17 protein-coding genes are annotated in these 16,809 nt (G+C 62.7%); 6 read left to right on the top strand and 11 right to left on the bottom strand.

Annotated features, from left to right (window positions below; translation table 11 throughout):
* Positions 1-2 precede the first annotated feature (2 nt).
* The 4 genes from B9Z34_RS08015 to B9Z34_RS08030 all read right to left on the bottom strand — a co-directional run bounded on the left by B9Z34_RS08015 (position 3) and on the right by B9Z34_RS08030 (position 5,079).
* Positions 3-1,688 (bottom strand): SulP family inorganic anion transporter, encoded by a 1,686-nt coding sequence (locus tag B9Z34_RS08015; RefSeq protein ID WP_108427590.1) that lies wholly within the window; start codon positions 1,686-1,688, stop codon positions 3-5.
* Between the two features lie 24 nt (positions 1,689-1,712).
* Positions 1,713-3,053: a sulfatase gene (locus tag B9Z34_RS08020; RefSeq protein WP_233249491.1), complete on the bottom strand. Its 1,341-nt coding sequence runs from the start codon at positions 3,051-3,053 to the stop codon at positions 1,713-1,715.
* Positions 3,054-3,061: 8 nt separating this feature from the next.
* The gene (locus B9Z34_RS08025) at positions 3,062-4,036 is read right to left on the bottom strand and encodes a tripartite tricarboxylate transporter substrate binding protein (protein WP_108427592.1); all 975 of its coding nucleotides are present in this window, start codon (positions 4,034-4,036) and stop codon (positions 3,062-3,064) included.
* 65 nt (positions 4,037-4,101) lie between these two features.
* Positions 4,102-5,079 carry a tripartite tricarboxylate transporter substrate binding protein gene (locus tag B9Z34_RS08030; protein ID WP_233249492.1) on the bottom strand — a complete coding sequence of 326 codons (978 nt, stop codon included), beginning with the start codon at positions 5,077-5,079 and terminating at the stop codon, positions 4,102-4,104.
* A 110-nt stretch (positions 5,080-5,189) separates the two neighbouring features.
* On the opposite strand from B9Z34_RS08030, the gene B9Z34_RS08035 reads away from it, so the two are divergent.
* Positions 5,190-5,714 carry a MarR family winged helix-turn-helix transcriptional regulator gene (locus B9Z34_RS08035; protein WP_108427593.1) on the top strand — a complete coding sequence of 175 codons (525 nt, stop codon included), beginning with the start codon at positions 5,190-5,192 and terminating at the stop codon, positions 5,712-5,714.
* The gene (locus B9Z34_RS08040; RefSeq protein WP_233249493.1) at positions 5,711-6,211 is read left to right on the top strand and encodes a thermonuclease family protein; all 501 of its coding nucleotides are present in this window, start codon (positions 5,711-5,713) and stop codon (positions 6,209-6,211) included. Before B9Z34_RS08035 ends, B9Z34_RS08040 begins: the two co-directional genes overlap by 4 nt.
* A 104-nt stretch (positions 6,212-6,315) precedes the next feature.
* On the opposite strand, the gene B9Z34_RS08045 is transcribed toward B9Z34_RS08040, so the two are convergent.
* The 3 genes from B9Z34_RS08045 to gpmA form a co-directional block, all read right to left on the bottom strand.
* On the bottom strand, positions 6,316-7,074 hold the full coding sequence (locus B9Z34_RS08045) for a molybdopterin-synthase adenylyltransferase MoeB (RefSeq protein WP_108427594.1): 759 nt from the start codon (positions 7,072-7,074) through the stop codon (positions 6,316-6,318).
* A 30-nt stretch (positions 7,075-7,104) separates the two neighbouring features.
* Complete coding sequence (locus B9Z34_RS08050) at positions 7,105-8,556, bottom strand: S41 family peptidase (protein ID WP_108427595.1); 1,452 nt, start codon at positions 8,554-8,556, stop codon at positions 7,105-7,107.
* Between the two features lie 104 nt (positions 8,557-8,660).
* Complete coding sequence (gpmA, locus tag B9Z34_RS08055; protein ID WP_108427596.1) at positions 8,661-9,398, bottom strand: 2,3-diphosphoglycerate-dependent phosphoglycerate mutase; 738 nt, start codon at positions 9,396-9,398, stop codon at positions 8,661-8,663.
* Positions 9,399-9,512: 114 nt separating this feature from the next.
* Here gpmA and B9Z34_RS08060 point away from each other — a divergent pair, with 114 nt between their 5' ends.
* The 4 genes from B9Z34_RS08060 to B9Z34_RS08075 all read left to right on the top strand — a co-directional run bounded on the left by B9Z34_RS08060 (position 9,513) and on the right by B9Z34_RS08075 (position 11,795).
* The gene (locus B9Z34_RS08060; protein ID WP_108427597.1) at positions 9,513-9,914 is read left to right on the top strand and encodes a rhodanese-like domain-containing protein; all 402 of its coding nucleotides are present in this window, start codon (positions 9,513-9,515) and stop codon (positions 9,912-9,914) included.
* Positions 9,915-9,931: 17 nt separating this feature from the next.
* Positions 9,932-10,192: a glutaredoxin 3 gene (grxC, locus tag B9Z34_RS08065; RefSeq protein ID WP_108427598.1), complete on the top strand. Its 261-nt coding sequence runs from the start codon at positions 9,932-9,934 to the stop codon at positions 10,190-10,192.
* A 125-nt stretch (positions 10,193-10,317) separates the two neighbouring features.
* Positions 10,318-10,779: a protein-export chaperone SecB gene (gene secB, locus B9Z34_RS08070; RefSeq protein WP_108427599.1), complete on the top strand. Its 462-nt coding sequence runs from the start codon at positions 10,318-10,320 to the stop codon at positions 10,777-10,779.
* 17 nt (positions 10,780-10,796) lie between these two features.
* On the top strand, positions 10,797-11,795 hold the full coding sequence (locus tag B9Z34_RS08075; RefSeq protein WP_108427600.1) for an NAD(P)H-dependent glycerol-3-phosphate dehydrogenase: 999 nt from the start codon (positions 10,797-10,799) through the stop codon (positions 11,793-11,795).
* Between the two features lie 19 nt (positions 11,796-11,814).
* Here the strand turns inward: B9Z34_RS08075 and B9Z34_RS08080 are convergent, their stop codons facing one another.
* From B9Z34_RS08080 to metG, 4 genes are all read right to left on the bottom strand, one after another.
* Complete coding sequence (locus B9Z34_RS08080) at positions 11,815-12,672, bottom strand: ScpA family protein (RefSeq protein WP_108427601.1); 858 nt, start codon at positions 12,670-12,672, stop codon at positions 11,815-11,817.
* Positions 12,673-12,735: 63 nt separating this feature from the next.
* Positions 12,736-12,942, bottom strand: a complete 207-nt coding sequence (locus tag B9Z34_RS08085) for a DUF3460 family protein (protein ID WP_108427602.1) — start codon at positions 12,940-12,942, stop codon at positions 12,736-12,738.
* Between the two features lie 41 nt (positions 12,943-12,983).
* Positions 12,984-14,657: a SulP family inorganic anion transporter gene (locus tag B9Z34_RS08090; protein WP_108427603.1), complete on the bottom strand. Its 1,674-nt coding sequence runs from the start codon at positions 14,655-14,657 to the stop codon at positions 12,984-12,986.
* A gap of 35 nt (positions 14,658-14,692) precedes the next feature.
* Positions 14,693-16,798, bottom strand: coding sequence for a methionine--tRNA ligase (gene metG, locus B9Z34_RS08095; protein ID WP_108427604.1), 2,106 nt, complete (start codon positions 16,796-16,798; stop codon positions 14,693-14,695).
* Positions 16,799-16,809 lie beyond the last annotated feature (11 nt).

Below are 16,809 nucleotides of genomic sequence, written 5' to 3' on the forward strand. Positions count from 1 at the left end.
GCTCAGATCGCCGCAGCGGCGATGTCGGGCGGCAGCGGGTCCAGCGCTCGCAGGGCCAGCAAGGCCTCTGCATCGGTGCGGTAGAGCCTGAGTTGGGGGCCGTCGTGCAGCTCCCCGGCCCGGCGCAAGGCGGTCTCCACGGGCAGCTTGATGCCGCTGATGTGCAAGGTGATGCCCCGACTGCTCAGTTGGCGGTGCAACTGACCAAAGGTTTCCACACCCGTGGCATCGACCCGGTTGATGGGCTGGGCAAACAGGCCAACATGGCGCACCTGAGGGTGCTGGGCCAGGTGGTCGGTGATGGCCCGCTCAAAATCACTCGAGGCCGCAAAGTCCAACTCGGCATCCATGCGCAAGGCATAGAGGTTTTGCGCCAGAGGCGGCAGCTGCCACAGGTGCCGGTCGCGCAGGCTGCCATCGGGGTGCAGGCCCACTTCGATGATACGCGGGTGCAAGCGGGTGTGCAGGAAGTGGCTCAGCCCCACCAGCACACCGGTCATCACCCCCCAGTAAATGCGCGGGGCGGTGGCCAGGGTGATGGCAAAGGTCACGCCTGCCGTGAGGGTCTCCACCCGGTCAATGCGCCAGAGTTTCAGAAACTGCCGGGGCTGGAACAGGTTGAGCACGGCCACGATGACGGCGGCCGCCATCACCGAGCGCGGCACGAACTGTAGCGCAGGCATGAGGATCAGCAAGGCCAGCAGCACGAAGCCGACGGAGGCCACCACCGCCCAGCCTGAGCGCGCACCCGCATACAGCATGAGCGCCGAGCGCGAAAACGAGGTGCTGGTCGGGAAGCTGCCCGAGAACGCCGAAGCGAGCTTGGCCAGGCCCTGGCTGAAAAGTTCGGTGCTGTCGTCCCAGCGTTTGCCGTCGCGCTGGAACTCGATGCGGGCGCTGGAGGCGGTCTCCAGAAAGCTCACCAGCGCAATCACCATGGCGGGCACCCACAGCTGGTTGAGCATCTCCAGGCCTGGCCAATGCGGCCAGTAAAAGTCAGGCAATCCCGAGGGCAACAGCCCCACAATGGCGCCGTGTTCGGCATAGCCCGTGACATAACCCAGCGCCGAGGCAGCGCCCATCACCAGCATGATGCCCGGCCAGCGGGGCTTGAATTTGCGCAGCAAGAGCAGCACGGCCAGGCTGCCCAGCCCAAACAGGGCAGGCCAGCCTGTGAGCCAGTCGGACCAGGTGGAGACATCCCAGCGCCAGGCTTTGACGCCCAGCAAGGCAGGCACCTGCGAGGCCATGATCAACAAGGACGCGGCTTGTGTGAAGCCCATCATCACCGGGGCGCTGACCAGGTTGATGAGCCAGCCGTAATGGCCCAGACCCAGCAGCAGCTGGATGCCTCCCGACAGCAGCGACAGCCACACGGCCAGCGAAACCCATTCGGCTGAGCCCGGCTCGGCCATGCCCGTAAGGGAGGCACCGATCAACACACAGGTGAGCGCTGCGGGACCCACCGACAAGCGGTTGGCGCTGCCAAACAGCACGGCCAGCAGGGCCGGGATCAGACAGGCATAAAGCCCCGTGACCAGGGGCATACCGGCCAAACCGGCATAGGCCACGGCTTGCGGCACCATCACCAAGGCCACCGTCAGGCCGGCCAGCACCTCGGTGCGGGCCAGTGATGCGGTTAGACGGGGCCAGTCTCGGAAGGTGAGGAATTTTTTTATATAAGCCATGCCCGATCTTAGCCGCCCTTTTTTTCAGCGCTGGGGCATGTCCTTGTAGGAATAACCCAGGCTGATGGTGGCGTCTTCGGGGATGGCGGGCACGGTGCTGTCCCAGGCTTCCCATGCGGCGCGCAGGTTTTGCAGCTTCTCGGGTTGGTGCTTGGCCAGGTTGGCACGCTCGCGCTCGTCGGCCGGGATGTTGAACAGGTAGTCGTTGCCGTCGACCCGCAGGTATTTGTAGTCGCCCATGCGCAGGGCGCGCTGGCCGCGGTGGTTCATGCGCCAGTACAAAGGCCGCTCGAACTGGTGCTTGGCGTTGCGCAGCACGGGGGCCAGTGACACGCCATCAAACGGGTGCTCGGCATCGGCTTTTGCGCCTGCCAGCTCCACCATGGTGGCCGACCAGTCCATGGTCATGCAGTGCTGGGTGGATGTGCCGCCGGGCGCGATGACGGCAGGCCAGTGCGCGATCCACGGCACGCGGATGCCGCCTTCGGTCAGGTCCATCTTGCCGCCCACCAGTGGCCAGTTGTCGCTGAAGCGCTCGCCGCCGTTGTCGCTGGTGAAGACGATCAGGGTGTTGTCGAGCTGTCCGTTTTTCTTCAGCGCGTCCACCACCCAGCCAATGCCTTCGTCCATGTGGTGGATCATGCGGTGGTAGGTGTGGATGTTGCCGCCGTGCAGGTGGAACAGGTTGTCCTTGACCTCTTGCGCCAGCGCGTAGTCCTCGCGTGTTTCCCAAGGCCAGTGCGGCGCGGTGTAGTGCAAGCTCAAGAAGAAGGGCGTGCCCTGCGCAGCGCCGGGTGCCATGCGGTTCACGTAATCGACCGCACGCTGCGAGAGCAGGTCGGTCAGGTAACCGTCTTCGTGCTTTTCTTCTTCGTTGCTGTAGAGGTCGTGCGTGCCGTTGTTGCTGGCATGGGTGAAGTAGTCCACGCCACCCGACATGGGGCCAAAGAATTCTTCGTAGCCCGACTTGATGGGGCTGAAGTGGGGCGGGTAGCCCAGGTGCCATTTGCCGATCAGGGCGGTGCGGTAGCCGCTGGCTTTCAGCAGCGAGGGCAGCGTGGGGTGCGCGGGCGGTAGGCCCAGCACGGCACTGCCTTTGCTCTTGCTGTTGATGGGCTCGTCGGCCCCGCCACGCAGGCGGTACTGGTAACGGGCGGTCATGAGTGCAAAGCGGGTGGGCGAGCACACGGGCGAGTTGGAATAGCCTTGCGTGAACTTGAGGCCGTTGGCGGCCAGTTGATCGAGCACGGGCGAGACCTTGCCAAACTTCGCGTCCCGGCCGCCGTAGCAGCCCAGATCTGCAAAGCCGAGGTCGTCGGCCACGATGAAGATGATGTTGGGGCGTTGGGGCATCGGGGTCGTCATGTGGATAATCAATCGACTTTCATGCCTGTGGACTTGACCATGCGGCCATAACGCTGCGACTGGTCGCTCAGGCGTTTGACGGCGTCCGGACCGATCAGGCCTTCGTAGAACAGGTCCATGCCTGCCAGCTGGCCTTGTGTGTCAGGGCGCTTCAAGGCGTCGGTGAAGGCTTTTTGCAACAGCTGCACCACCGGCTCTGGGGTGGCGGCAGGCACCATGGCCACGTAGAGCACTTCGAGCTCCAGGTCTTTCAGGCCCAGTTCGGCCACGGTGGGGACATCGGCGGCCGAGCGGGAACGCTGGCGGCTGGTCACCGCCAGCGCGGTGATCTTGCCGGTCTTCACATGGGGCAGCATGCCCGGTGTGGCCAGCACGCCTGCATCCACCTCGCCCGCCAGCACTGCCGTGACGGCCGGGGTGTTGCCTTTGTAGGGCACATGCTGGATCTTGATGTTCGCGGCGTCCATGAAGATTTCAGCGGCCAGGTGACCGGGGCTGCCGCTGCCTGCGCTGCTGAAGTTCAGGCCCTTGCCTTTGCCCTGGGCGATCAGGTCTTTGAGCGTTTTGAAGCCGGTGCTGGGGTGCGCCCCCACCAGCAAGCCCGAAGAGACCATGATCATGATGGGCCGCAGGTCAGCGGGCTTGAAGGCCATGCCCTTGTAGATGTAGGGGTTGACCGTGAAGGTGGTGTCGATGCCGAACAGCACGGTGTAGCCATCGGCCGGGCTTTTGGCCACAAAGTCAGCGCCGATGTTGCCGCCTGCGCCGGGCTTGTTTTCCACCACCACGGGTTGCTTGGTCTGGCTGGTGATGAACTCCCCCACACTGCGGGCCAGAAAATCAGCCGGGCCACCTGCCGGGAAGTTGGTGACGAATTTGATGGGTTTGTTGGGGTAGCTTTGGGCCGATGCAGGAGTTGTCCAGGCGCAAGCGGCCAAAGCTAAACACAGCGCGGTGCGCCAAATGGGATTGGAGATGTTCATGGGAATTGAAGGAAGTGGATGCCCAGCTGCCGCAGCAGCTGGGGCGGGGGGAAACAGCCGATGCATCAGTCCAGTTGCACGCCCGTGGCCTTGATGGGTTTTTCCCAGCGGGCCAGATCGGTTTTTTGCGCTGCAGCCAGCTCGGCCGATGTGGAGCCAATCGGCTCGTAGCCCAGCTTGACCATTTTGTCTTTCATGGCCGCGCTGCGGGTGATCTTCATCATGGCTTTTTCCAGGCGTGCAAGGGCATCGCCTGTCAGGCCTGCGGGGCCGTACATGGCAAACCAGGCCGTGGCCTCCATGTTCACACCCGACTCCTTGAGGGTCGGCACTTCAGGCACTTGCGGGTCGCGCTGGCTGCCGGTCACTGCGATGATGCGGACCTTGCCCGCCCGGTGCATTTCGGCGGTTTCGGACACCACGTCAAATTTGTAGCCGATGTGGCCGCCCAGCAAGGCGTTGTTGGCGGGTGCACCGCCCTGGAAAGGCACATGGTTCAGGCTGATGCCGGCCGATTGCTCCATCAGCACCCCCATGAAGTGGGGCAAGGTGCCCGCGCCGGGCGTGCCATAGCTGGCATTGCCCGGGTCGCTCTTGGCCTTGGCCACCATCTCGGCCACATTCTTCGCGTTGCTGGCGGGGCCGGAGACCACGCCAAACTGGAAGCGGGCGATCTGCGAGACGGGGGTGAAGTCTTTCACCGGGTCGTAGTCGAGTTTTTTGTAGACGTGCGGAAACAGCACCATGGGACCGCTGGGCAAAACGATCACGGTCTGGCCATCGGGCTTGGCCGCCTTGACGGCGTTGAGCGCGATGCGCCCGCCTGCGCCGGGCTTGTTGTCCACGACGATGGTGCCAAAGTCCTCGCGCAGGGCGTCGGCCACCATGCGGGCCAGGATATCGGCAGAGCCACCCGGTGGAAAACCCACCACGATCTTGAGTGGTGGTTTGTCTTGTGCCTGCAATCCGGGCGAAAGCATGGCCAAAGACAGGGCGGCCAGCCCCAGAAGGCGGCGGGTGATTGGGCGGTGGGTTGATGGCATGAAAGTCTCCGAATAGGCGGGGCTCGGCTGTCCCCTGTTGAAAACGCAAGACAGAATGTAGTGCCCTGACCGACAATTGATCTAATCAATCAACCCCCCGGAAAACCCTGATGCCTTTGTCCCCATCTCAACGTCTGGCTTCGATTGAGGACCTGCTTTTGTACAGGCTGGGTCGTCTGTCGAGCGTAGGGGGGGCGATGGTGGTGCGCCTGTGCGAAGGCGGTTATGGCATCACGCGGCGCGAGTGGGGTGTGATTGGCCAGCTGTATGAGGGCGGCAGCCTGCCCCCTTCGGTGCTGGCCGAACGCATGCACCGCGACCGCGCCCGCACCTCGCGGACCCTGACTGCTTTGGTGGCCAAACGCCTGGTCTTGCGTACCATCCCGGCCCATGACCGCCGCAGCGCCCTGGTCGGGCTGACCCCGGCGGGTCGGCAACTGTACGAAGCCCTGATGCCCCAGGTTCAGGCCATCAACAGCCAGATCCTGTCGGTGTTGCAGCCTGAAGAAGCGGTCCAATTGGACGAAGCGCTGGCGCGTTTGCAAGTGCGCGCCCAAGCCTTGCTGGCCGAGCGCAGCCCGGACCTGCCCAAAGCCAACCGCAGGCAGGGGCAGCGCCGCAAGGATGCGGCATGAGCCTTTGGCTTCGGTGGGCGCTGACGTTGGCGATGGGTCTGGCACCCTGTGCCATTCTTGCGGCCGAAACCTGGACAGGCTGGGTCAGCTGGGTGATGGATGGTGACACCGTTTTGCTGGTACGCAACGGGCAGCACGAGCCCATCAAGCTGCGGGTGGACGGCATTGATGCGCCTGAGACTTGTCAGCCCGGCGGCGCTGAAGCCCGCGAGGCGATGATTCGATTGGCTTTGCGCAAGCCTGTTCAGGTGCTTGATCTGGGTCAGGACAATTACGGTCGGCAGCTGGGCCGTTTGTCGGTGGACGGAGTGGATCTGGGGGCCGAAATGGTGCGCACCGGCATGGCCTGGGCTTACCGCTTTCGGACCGGAAAAGGGCCTTATGCCCGTTTGCAACGCCAGGCACAGACTCAAAAAATCGGCTTGTTTTCAGCAGCTGATGCCGCCATGTCGCCACCTGTGTTCAGGAAATTCCATGGCACTTGCCATGGCCTTTGAAGGGGCTGGCATTCCCGAGCAGGCGCTCGCTCCCACATCCATCTTGGTCTCGGTCTCTGTGGGAGGCCGCCCCTGCGGCCGAATGCTGGATTGCGCGCGTCTGTTCAGTCTTGGCGGTGCGCTGCGCACACCGGGCAGGCCGGGTTGCGTTGCATGCGGATGTCGGTCCAAGACAGCTCGCGGCCGTCGAGCATCAGCAAACGCCCGGCCATGTGGCTGCCCATGCCGCTCAAAATCTTGAGGGCTTCGGCCGCTTGCACCGTGCCGATGATGCCCACCAGCGGTGCGAACACGCCCATGGTGGCGCAGCGGGTTTCTTCGGGCTGGTGTTCTGGCGGGAAGATGCAGGCGTAGCAGGGCGCTTCGGCCTGCGTGCTGTCAAACACCGAGACTTGTCCGTCCATGCGGATGGCCGCGCCCGAGACCAGCGGTTTGCGGTGCACCACGCAGGCCAGGTTCACGGCCTGGCGGGTTTCGAAGTTGTCGCAGCAGTCGACCACCACATTGGCCTGGGCTACCAGGGTGTTCAGCAGGGCCGCATCGGCCCGTTGCGTGATGGGGGTGACCTGAACGTCGGGGTTGATCTGGGCGATGGCCGTGCGCACCGAGGCGGCTTTGGATTGGCCCACCCGGTCCAGTGTGTGGGCAATCTGGCGCTGCAAGTTGGTGGCGTCCACCTCGTCGTGGTCGACCACGGTGATGTGGCCCACGCCCGCACTGCCCAGGTACAGACTGACCGGAGAGCCCAAGCCGCCAGCCCCAATGATCAGGGCATGCGAGGCCAGCAATTTTTCCTGGCCGTCGATGCCCAATTCATTGAGCAGGATGTGCCGCGAGTAGCGCAGCAGCTGCGCGTCATCCATGCGCTTTGTCCATGGTTGTTTCCATGGCGCTCAGTCTTCTTTCTTCTCGACCTTCCGCTCGGCCAAGGTGGTGCTGGCCTTGACGGGCAGGCCTTTGAGTTGGTTCAAGGCCTGGATCAACTGGAAGTCCTTGTCCGAGCCGAACTCGGGCAGGCGCCGTTCGGCCGCAGGCTTTTTGGATTCCTCTTCCAGCTTCTTGATGGCTTCTTCGCGGGCTTTCTCGCGGGCCGGGTCTTTCTTCTCCTCGGCTTCCTTGCCGTTGGAGAGGTGTTTTTCCAGATCGGCTTCGCGCGTGCGCAAGGCCGAAAAGACGTTGCCGTTTTCGGTTTCGTCCAGCATCACCTCAGGCACGATGCCTTTGGCCTGAATGGCGCGGCCATTGGGCGTGTAGTAGCGGGCGGTGGTGATCTTGAGCGCGGTGTCCGGCCCCAGTTGGCGCACGGTTTGCACCGAGCCCTTGCCAAAGGTCTGGCTGCCCATCAGGGTGGCGCGTTTGTAGTCTTGCAAGGCACCGGCCACGATTTCACTGGCTGAAGCAGAGCCTTCGTTGACCAACACCACCAAAGGCACTTTTTTCAGCGCACCACCTGTGGCCGCTGTCATGCGGGTGATGGGGTCGTTGCTGCTGTTGCGACGCCAGAACTGGGGTGTGGCTTTGTAGGTGAATTTGCTTTCCTCGAGCTGGCCGTTGGTGGTGACCACCGTGACGTTTTCAGGCAGGAAGGCGGCAGACAAGGCCACGGCCGCGTCCAGCAGCCCCCCGGGGTCGTTGCGCAGGTCGAGCACCAAGCCTTTGAGCTGCGGCTCTTGTTTGTACATCTCTTCGATCTTGCGGGCAAAGTCGTCCACCGTGCGTTCCTGGAACTGGGACACGCGAATCCAGCCGTAACCCGGCTCGACGATTTTGGACTTGACCGATTGGGTCTTGATCTCTTCGCGCACGATGGTCACCGGGAAGGTGCGGTTCTCGGACTTGCGCCAGATCGTCAGCAGCACTTTGGTCTTGGGCTCGCCGCGCATGCGTTTGACCGCCTCGTTCAGCGACAGGCCCTTGACGGCGGTGTCGTCGATCTTGGTGATCAGGTCATTGGGCTTGAGGCCGGCCCGGTCGGCGGGTGAGCCTTCAATGGGCGAGACGATCTTGACCAGGCCATCTTCCTGGCTGATTTCGATGCCCACACCCACAAATTTGCCCGAGGTGCCTTCGGAAAATTCTTTGAAGCTTTTCTTGTCGAAATACTGGGAGTGGGGGTCCAGGCTGGCCACCATGCCGGAGATGGCTTCCGAGATCAGTTTCTTCTCGTCCACAGGCTCGACGTAGTCACTCTTGACCATGCCGAACACAGCGGCCAATTGCTGCAACTCTTCCAGTGGCAAAGGGGCCATATTGCCGCGTGCCACGGTTTGCAGTGACACCGTGGTCAGCGCACCGGCCAGTGCCCCGACGCTGATCCAGCCCGCGATCTTGAGTTTTTGTCCCATGTGCTTGAGTGTTCCCAGTCAGAAGCTGATCAATATACACCCGCCAGCAGGGGGTGCTGGGTGAACCGGTGTCAATTCCCTGTGACGCCTGTACAGATCCAAAATCAGGCTTTGCCTTGGCTGGCCACCGCTGCAGCGGCCTGGGCTGCGGCTTCGGCGTCGCCCAGGTAGTAGTGGCGAATGGGCTTGAGGTTCTCGTCCAGCTCGTACACCAGGGGGATGCCGTTGGGGATGTTCACACCCACGATGTCCTGGTCCGAGATGCCGTCCAGGTACTTGATCAGGGCGCGGATCGAGTTGCCGTGTGCGGCGATCAGCACACGTTTGCCCGCCTTGATGCTGGGGGCGATGCTGTCATTCCAGGCAGGCAGCACGCGGGCCACGGTGTCTTTCAGGCATTCGGTCAGGGGCACCACGGCTGGATCGGGGTAGCGGCGGTCGCTGCGCTCGCAACGGGGGTCGGTCGCTTCCAGGGCCGGTGGCGGGGTGTCGTAGCTGCGACGCCAGATCAGCACCTGCTCGTCGCCGTACTGCTTGGCCATGTCGGCCTTGTTCAGGCCCTGCAGGCCGCCATAGTGGCGCTCGTTGAGGCGGTAGTCCTTGACCACGGGCAGCCAGGTGCGGTCCATCTCGTCCAGGGTGTACCAGAGGGTGTGGATGGCGCGCTTGAGCACCGAGGTGTAGCACAGGTCAAAGTCCCAGCCTTCGGCTTTGAGCAGCTTGCCGGCCGACATGGCCTGGCTCACGCCTGTGGGGGTCAGGTCCACATCGGTCCAGCCGGTGAAGCGGTTTTCAAGGTTCCAGGTGGATTCGCCGTGGCGGATGAGGACGATTTTGTACATGTTGGGGAAAGCAGCACGGGCTGCGAAAAACAGGGGAAAAGGCCCGCATTTTAGAATCTGGACTTGGCGGCTCGCTGACGGGCCGGTATTTTGTGGTTTACAAAGGTCTGATTCGTGAAATTTCTCCTCGACAACTGGATGCTCATCACCGTGGCCCTGGCCTCGGGTCTGGCATTGCTTTTCCCTGCTTTGAACAAAGGCCAAGGCCTCAGCCCCCAGGACATGGTGCAGCTGATGAACCGCGAAAAAGCCATCGTCATCGATGTGTGCGAGCCCGACGAATTCGCGCGTGGCCATGTGATCGGTGCCAAAAACCTGCCTTTGGGGCAGCTGGAAGAAAAATTGGCCCAAGTTGTCAAGAGCAAGTCGGCCCAAGTTGTCATGGTTTGCCAGGTGGGGGCCCGTTCGGCCCGTGCGGCAGCCACGGCCCGCAAACTCGGTTTTGAGAATGTGCAGTCTCTGGCCGGTGGCCTCAAAGCCTGGCAAGCGGCCAGCATGCCCGTCGAAAAAGCCTGATACCCAAGGAACTCCCCATGCAAAACGTCAAGATGTACACCACCGCCGTCTGCCCATACTGCGTGCGTGCCAAGCAGTTGCTCAAAGCCAAAGGCGTGGCGCAGATCGAAGAAATCCGCATCGACCTGGACCCCGCCCAGCGCGACCACATGATGCAGATCACGGGCCGCCGCACTGTGCCGCAAATTTATGTGGGTGACACCCACGTGGGCGGCTGTGACGACCTGATGGCGCTCGACGCCAAGGGCGGCTTGGTGCCTTTGCTGCAGGCGGCCTGAAAACCCTTGGGGTTTTCACAGGCTGGGCAGCGCACCAGGCCTGTTTCTGATCGCTGATAATTGACCTGTTTCATCCTTGGGCGGTCCCCTGTGGACTGCCCGTATTTTTTCTTCAAGAGAATTTCATGACCGATACCGCTGTCAACACCGAACCCCAATCCCCTGTTTTCCAGATCCAGCGCGTTTACCTGAAAGAGGCTTCGCTGGAGCAGCCCAATTCGCCCGCCATCTTGCTGGAGCAGCAGCAACCCAGCGTGGACATCCAGCTGGGCGTGGAAGCCACCCCGGTGGCCGAAGGCGTGTTTGAAGTTTGTGTCACCGCCACCGTGCACACCAAGATCGCCGACAAGACCGTGTTCCTGGTCGAGTGCAAGCAAGGCGGCATCTTTGAAATCCGCAACGTACCCGAAGACCAGATGGGCGCGATCATGGGCATCGCTTGCCCGCAAATCGTGTACCCCTACCTGCGCGGCAACGTGGCCGACGTGATCACCCGTGCAGGCTTCCCGCCCGTGCACTTGGCCGAGATCAACTTCCAGGCCATGTACGAGCAGCAGCAAGCCCAAGCTGCCGCCACACAGCAGTAAAACCGCACGCACTCGGCATGCAGATCACCGTCATCGGTGCAGGGGCCTGGGGCACCGCGCTGGCCATTGCGGCCAGCCGCCAGTCTGCGCACCGGGTGGTGTTGCATGCACGTGACGCAGCCCAGGCCCAGGCTCTTCAGCAGCAGCGCCGCAACGAGCGTTACCTCCCCGGCATTGAACTGCCTGTAGCACTGGCCATCACGTCAGGCTCGCTCGATGCACTGCTGCAGTCTGCCCGTGCCGAAGACCTCTTCATCATTGCCACCCCCATGGCGGGCCTGCGCAGCACCTTGCTGGCGCTGCAGGGCGTGCCCGCCTCGGTGGCCTGGCTGTGCAAGGGTTTTGAAGCGGGCACGGGCCTCATGCCCCACGAAGTGCAAGCCCAAGTGGCTCCCCAATTGCGGGCCGGAGCGCTGAACGGCCCCAGTTTTGCCCAAGAAGTGGCTCGCACCCAACCCACCGCTTTGGTGGCGGCCAGCCCCCATGCCTCTGTGCGGGAGGCGCTGGTCAAGGCCTTTCATGGCGGTGCGCTGCGTGTGTACGCCAACGAAGACATCGTCGGCGTGGAAGTGGGGGGGGCCGTTAAAAACGTGCTGGCCATTGCCACGGGCCTGTGCGATGGCCTGGACCTGGGGCTGAACGCCCGTGCAGCCCTCATCACCCGAGGCTTGGCCGAAATGACCCGCCTGGGCGTCGCGCTGGGCGCCAAGCCCGAGACCTTCATGGGTTTGTCGGGTCTGGGCGATCTGGTGTTGACGGCCACGGGTGACCTCAGCCGCAACCGCAAAGTGGGTCTGCTGCTGGCCCAGGGCATGAGCCTGCAGCAGGCCGTGACCTCGCTGGGCCATGTTGCCGAAGGTGTTTACAGCGCCCGCACCGTTTGGCAGCGCGCCCAAACTCTGGGGGTGGACATGCCCATCACCGAAGCGGTGGTGGCTTTGCTCGATGACCGTCTGCAAGCCCGCGAGGCGGTTCAGGTGCTGATGGGGCGCGGGCCTCGGGGCGAGGCGCTTTGACGCGCAAGGTCTGAGGCCTTCAGTTTGGCGTGTAAGCCAGCCGCACGTAAATCGGTGCAAAGGCTTCGGCCTGGGTGATTTCGATCAGGGTTTCCTTGGCCAGCTCCAGCAGGGCGATGAAGGTCACCACCAGCACGGGCACGCCCAGGGTCGGGTCGAACAGGTGTTCAAACTCGACAAATTTGCGGCCTTGCAGGTGCTTGAGCACGATGCTCATGTGCTCGCGCACGCTGAGTTCTTCGCGGCTGATTTTGTGGTGCTGCACCAGGTTGGCGCGTTTGAGGATGTCGCGCCAGGCCGATTGCAGCTCGTCCATGCTGACGTCCGGAAAGCGCGGTTGCAGGCTTTGCTCGATGTAGACCTGGGCCTGCAGAAAATCGCGGCCATATTGCGGAATTTCGTTCAGCTGCATCGAGGCCAATTTCATCTGCTCGTATTCGAGCAGGCGGCGCACCAGTTCGGCCCGTGGGTCTTCGGCTTCTTCGCCTTCGGCCACCTTTTTGGGTGGCAGCAGCATGCGCGATTTGATCTCGATCAGCATGGCCGCCATCAGCAGGTATTCGGCGGCCAGCTCCAGGTTGCGTTGGCGGATCTCGTCGACATAGGCCAAATACTGGCGCGTGACACCCGCCATCGGGATGTCGAGGATGTTGAAGTTCTGCTTGCGGATCAAATAAAGCAGCAAGTCCAGCGGCCCCTCAAAGGCCTCCAGAAACACCTCCAGCGCATCCGGCGGGATGTACAGGTCGGTGGGCATGGAAAACAGCGGCTCGCCATACAACCTTGCCACGGCCACATGGTCGACCACCAGCGGCATGGACGCGGGTGTGTCCTGTGCCGATGCAGGCAATTCAGTGGGTGAGCTGGGATGGGTCATGGATGGGCCGCAGCCAAACGGTGCAGCGGGCAGATTTCGCCCGGTGCGCGTTCAGCGCCAGATTCAGGACGCCTGGGTTTGGTAGACGTAGGGCTTTTGGGCCACCCGGGCACTCTTGAACGCCTGTTGTTCGTCACGGCTCAGCTGCTTGTCCCACAGCAGCGCGCGGCCCTGGCGTTGCTCAGCTTCCAGCTCGGGGCGCTGGGCCTTGAGTTGCTCGATGAACTGGGTGGTGTCGGACGTGTAGTCAGGGCGGCGAAAAATGGACATGACGGGCTTTCAGGCGAGAAAAGGGTGTGTTGCGGTGGATTTTACTGGTCCGGCCCTGCGGCCAGGCTGACAGCCCGCTGGATGCCTGCAGGCAGGTCCGGCGCCAAACGGCCTTCCAGGTGTTCCAGCAAGCCGCTGCGCCGGGCAATGTCCAGCGGTTGGTGCAACAAACCGCAAACGATCAGCTGCACTTCTTTTTTGCGGCAGGTGTCGATCAGGTTCATCAAGGCGTCGGCACCCGACGAGTCGATGTAAATCACATTCTTGAGGTCCACCACCAGGACCGGGGTGCTGATCTTGTCTTCGATGTCTTCGACCAGTTTGACCGCACCGAAAAACAGGGCACCATAAAGACGCCAAGCCTGGATGGCGTGGTCGTGTCCGGCCAGGCTAGGGTGGTCCAGGCGACTGACGGCCTCGCAGCGGCTCAAGCTGGAGATACGGTAAATGAAAGTGAGGCAGGCTGCGACCAAGCCCACCTCGACAGCCACCGTCAGGTCAAACACCACAGTGAGGAAAAACACCGCCAGCAGGGTGATCCGGTAAGGCATGCGGTATTGGCGCAGGTGCAAAAATTCGCGCCACTCGCCCATGTTCCAGGCCACAAACATCAAGATGGCCGCCAGCGCCGCCAAAGGCACGTGTCCGGCCAGGGGCGCCGCCACGAGCACCACGGCCAGCAAGGTCAGGGCATGCACCATGCCCGAAATCGGCGTGGTGCCACCGCTTTTGATGTTGGTCACGGTGCGGGCAATGGTGCCGGTCGCGGGCATGCCGCCAAAGAAGGGCGTCACAAAGTTGGCCACGCCCTGCGCCATCAGCTCCTGGTTGGGGTTGTGGCGGTCACCGATCATGCCGTCGGCGATGCGGGCGCACAGCAGCGATTCAATCGCACCCAGCAGCGCCAGGGTCAGCGTGGGCATGAGCAAAAAGCGGGCGCTGTCCCAGCTGAATGCGGGCCACTGGAAGCTTGGCAAGGCCGCTGGAATGCCCCCAAACTTGCTGCCAATGGTGTCTACCGGCAGATTCAGCAGCCAGGTGACCAGGGTGGCGAAAACGAGCGCGATGATGGAGCCGGGGATCATGCTGAGTGCCCGGTAGGGTGTCTCGGCCAAACGGCGGCTCATGCGCAACCAGCCGACCACCAAGGACAAGGAGGCCAAAGCGAGCAGCAGTGCGGCCAGATTGGCGCTGTGCAGGTGGTGTCCGAGGGCGTTCAGGATGCCAAAAAAATCAGCAGGCATACTCACGATTTGGAGACCCAGCAAATCCTTGATTTGCGACAGCATGATCAGCACCGCGATGCCGTTGGTGAAACCGATCACCACCGCCACCGGGATGAAGCGGATCAAGGAGCCCAGCCGGAACAGCCCCATCAGGAACAGCAGCACCCCCGACATCGCGGTGGCCAGGATCAAATTCGCCAGGCCATAGCGCTCGACGATGCCGTAAACGATGACGATGAAGGCCCCGGCCGGCCCACCGATTTGCACGCGGCTGCCGCCCAGCGCCGAGATCAAAAAGCCCGCGATGATGGCGGTGAACAGGCCCGCTTCGGGTTTGAGTCCGGAGGCGATGGCAAAGGCCATGGCCAAGGGCAAAGCCACCACCCCGACCGTGAGGCCTGCGCCGATGTCCTGTCCCAGCCGCTGGCGGTTGTAGCCCTGCAAGCAGTCCAGCAGCTTGGGGCGAAACAAGTGGGAATTGAACGTCATCCGAGCGGACCTTGCCGGGGGCTGTGACCTGCGTGTCAGTGGATCCGCATGCCGGGTTGGGCGCCAGGCCATGGCTGCAGCACGTAAATGCCGGCATCGGTTTTGTCGTCGGCGTGGCTGGCGGCCAACACCATGCCCTCACTCACACCAAACTTCATCTTGCGCGGGGCCAGGTTGGCCACCATCACAGTCAGCTTGCCGATCAGGTCTTCGGGCTTGTACATGCTGGCGATGCCACTGAAGACGTTGCGCATGCGGCCTTCGCCGACATCGAGCGTCAGGCGCAGCAGCTTGACCGAGCCTTCCACGGGTTCGCAGTTCACGATCTGGGCGATGCGCAGGTCCACTTTGGCAAAGTCGTCGATGCCAATCGTCGGTGCGATTTCTTCACCGCCGGGGATGACTTTCTCTTCGACCACGGCGGGCGGCTCGAACAGGGCGTCGAGTTGCTCGGGGGTGACGCGCTGCATCAGGTGCTGGTAGGCGTTGATGCGGTGGCCTGCACCCAGCAGGCTTTGCGCCTGGGCAAAGCTGAAGGGCGCGACATTCAGGAAGGCCTCGACCTGCGCGGCCAGTGCGGGCAGCACGGGCTTGAGTTGCAGCGTGAGCAGGCGGAAGGCTTCGATGCAGGCGGTGCAGGCGTCGTGCAGGCGCGCTTCCTGGCCTTCTTGTTTGGCCAATTCCCAGGGTTTGTTCTGGTCCACGTAGGCGTTGACCTTGTCGGCCAGCAGCATGACCTCGCGCAGGGCCTTGGCGTATTCGCGCTCTTCGTACAAGGCGGCGATGCCGGGCGTGGCGCTTTGCAGCGCGGCCAGCAGGGTCTGGCCGTCGGCGCTCACGGGGCCCAGTTGGCCGTCAAAGCGCTTGGCGATGAAGCCGGCCGAGCGCGAAGCGATGTTGACGAACTTGCCGATCAAATCGCTGTTCACGCGCGCCATGAAGTCTTCGGCGTTGAAGTCGATGTCTTCGTTGCGGGCCGAGAGTTTGGCCGCCAGGTAGTAGCGCAGCCATTCGGGGTTCATGCCCAGGCTCAGGTACTTGAGCGGGTCCAGACCCGTGCCCCGGCTCTTGCTCATCTTCTCGCCGTTGTTCACCGTGAGGAAGCCGTGCACGAACACGCTGTTGGGCGTTTTGCGGCCCGAAAAATGCAGCATGGCGGGCCAGAACAGGGTGTGGAAGGTGACGATGTCCTTGCCGATGAAGTGGTACTGCTCCAGCGCGGGGTTGGCCATGTAGGCGTTGTAGTCCTCGCCGCGTTTGTCGAGCAGGTTTTTCAGCGACGCCAGATAGCCCACAGGCGCGTCCAGCCAGACATAAAAGTACTTGCCTGGCGCGTCGGGGATCTCGATGCCGAAGTAAGGCGCGTCGCGCGAGATGTCCCAGTCGCCCAGGCCTTCGCTGGTGCTGCCGTCGGGGTTGGTGCGCACGCTGAACCACTCTTTGACCTTGTTGGCCACTTCGGGCTGCAGCTTGCCGTCTTGCGTCCACTGGCTGAGGAATTCCACACAGCGCGGGTCCGACAACTTGAAGAAAAAATGTTCCGAGGTTTTGAGCTCGGGCTTGGCACCCGACAGGGCAGAAAACGGGTTGATCAGGTCGGTGGGGGCGTAAACCGCGCCGCAGTTCTCGCAGTTGTCGCCGTACTGGTCCTTGGCGTGGCACTTGGGGCACTCGCCTTTGATGAAGCGGTCGGGCAAGAACATGTTCTTTTGCGGGTCAAAGAACTGCTCGACCGCACGCACCTCGATCAGTGAGCCACCATCGGCAGCCGAAATGTCGCGCAGGTCACGGTAGATCTGGCGGGCCAGCTCGTGGTTTTCAGGGGCGTCGGTGCTGTGCCAGTTGTCGAACTGGATGTGAAAACCGTCCAGATAGGGCTTGCGGCCCGCGGCGATGTCGGCCACGAACTGCTGGGGCGTTTTGCCCGCTTTTTCGGCAGCGATCATGATGGGTGCACCGTGGGTGTCGTCTGCGCCCACAAAGTTGACCTGGCTGCCCTGCATGCGTTGGAACCGCACCCAAATGTCGGCCTGGATGTATTCCATGATGTGGCCGATGTGGAAATTGCCGTTGGCATACGGCAAGGCGGTGGTGACGAAGAGTTGGCGGGGCGCTTCTTGAAGACCGTTGTGGGCTAACATGGTGGGGCAGT

It is taken from the genome of Limnohabitans sp. Hippo3 (assembly GCF_003063665.1).
GTDB lineage: Bacteria > Pseudomonadota > Gammaproteobacteria > Burkholderiales > Burkholderiaceae_C > Limnohabitans_A.

Bases quoted from the DNA above. Each gene is read 5' to 3' on its own strand.
- B9Z34_RS08015 (WP_108427590.1), bottom strand. From the start codon at position 1,688: ATGGCTTATATAAAAAAATTCCTCACCTTCCGAGACTGGCCCCGTCTA.
- B9Z34_RS08020 (WP_233249491.1), bottom strand. From the start codon at position 3,053: ATGACGACCCCGATGCCCCAACGCCCCAACATCATCTTCATCGTGGCC.
- B9Z34_RS08025 (WP_108427592.1), bottom strand. From the start codon at position 4,036: ATGAACATCTCCAATCCCATTTGGCGCACCGCGCTGTGTTTAGCTTTG.
- B9Z34_RS08030 (WP_233249492.1), bottom strand. From the start codon at position 5,079: ATGCCATCAACCCACCGCCCAATCACCCGCCGCCTTCTGGGGCTGGCC.
- B9Z34_RS08035 (WP_108427593.1), top strand. From the start codon at position 5,190: ATGCCTTTGTCCCCATCTCAACGTCTGGCTTCGATTGAGGACCTGCTT.
- B9Z34_RS08040 (WP_233249493.1), top strand. From the start codon at position 5,711: ATGAGCCTTTGGCTTCGGTGGGCGCTGACGTTGGCGATGGGTCTGGCA.
- B9Z34_RS08045 (WP_108427594.1), bottom strand. From the start codon at position 7,074: ATGGATGACGCGCAGCTGCTGCGCTACTCGCGGCACATCCTGCTCAAT.
- B9Z34_RS08050 (WP_108427595.1), bottom strand. From the start codon at position 8,556: ATGGGACAAAAACTCAAGATCGCGGGCTGGATCAGCGTCGGGGCACTG.
- gpmA (WP_108427596.1), bottom strand. From the start codon at position 9,398: ATGTACAAAATCGTCCTCATCCGCCACGGCGAATCCACCTGGAACCTT.
- grxC (WP_108427598.1), top strand. From the start codon at position 9,932: ATGCAAAACGTCAAGATGTACACCACCGCCGTCTGCCCATACTGCGTG.
- secB (WP_108427599.1), top strand. From the start codon at position 10,318: ATGACCGATACCGCTGTCAACACCGAACCCCAATCCCCTGTTTTCCAG.
- B9Z34_RS08075 (WP_108427600.1), top strand. From the start codon at position 10,797: ATGCAGATCACCGTCATCGGTGCAGGGGCCTGGGGCACCGCGCTGGCC.
- B9Z34_RS08080 (WP_108427601.1), bottom strand. From the start codon at position 12,672: ATGACCCATCCCAGCTCACCCACTGAATTGCCTGCATCGGCACAGGAC.
- B9Z34_RS08085 (WP_108427602.1), bottom strand. From the start codon at position 12,942: ATGTCCATTTTTCGCCGCCCTGACTACACGTCCGACACCACCCAGTTC.
- B9Z34_RS08090 (WP_108427603.1), bottom strand. From the start codon at position 14,657: ATGACGTTCAATTCCCACTTGTTTCGCCCCAAGCTGCTGGACTGCTTG.
- metG (WP_108427604.1), bottom strand. From the start codon at position 16,798: ATGTTAGCCCACAACGGTCTTCAAGAAGCGCCCCGCCAACTCTTCGTC.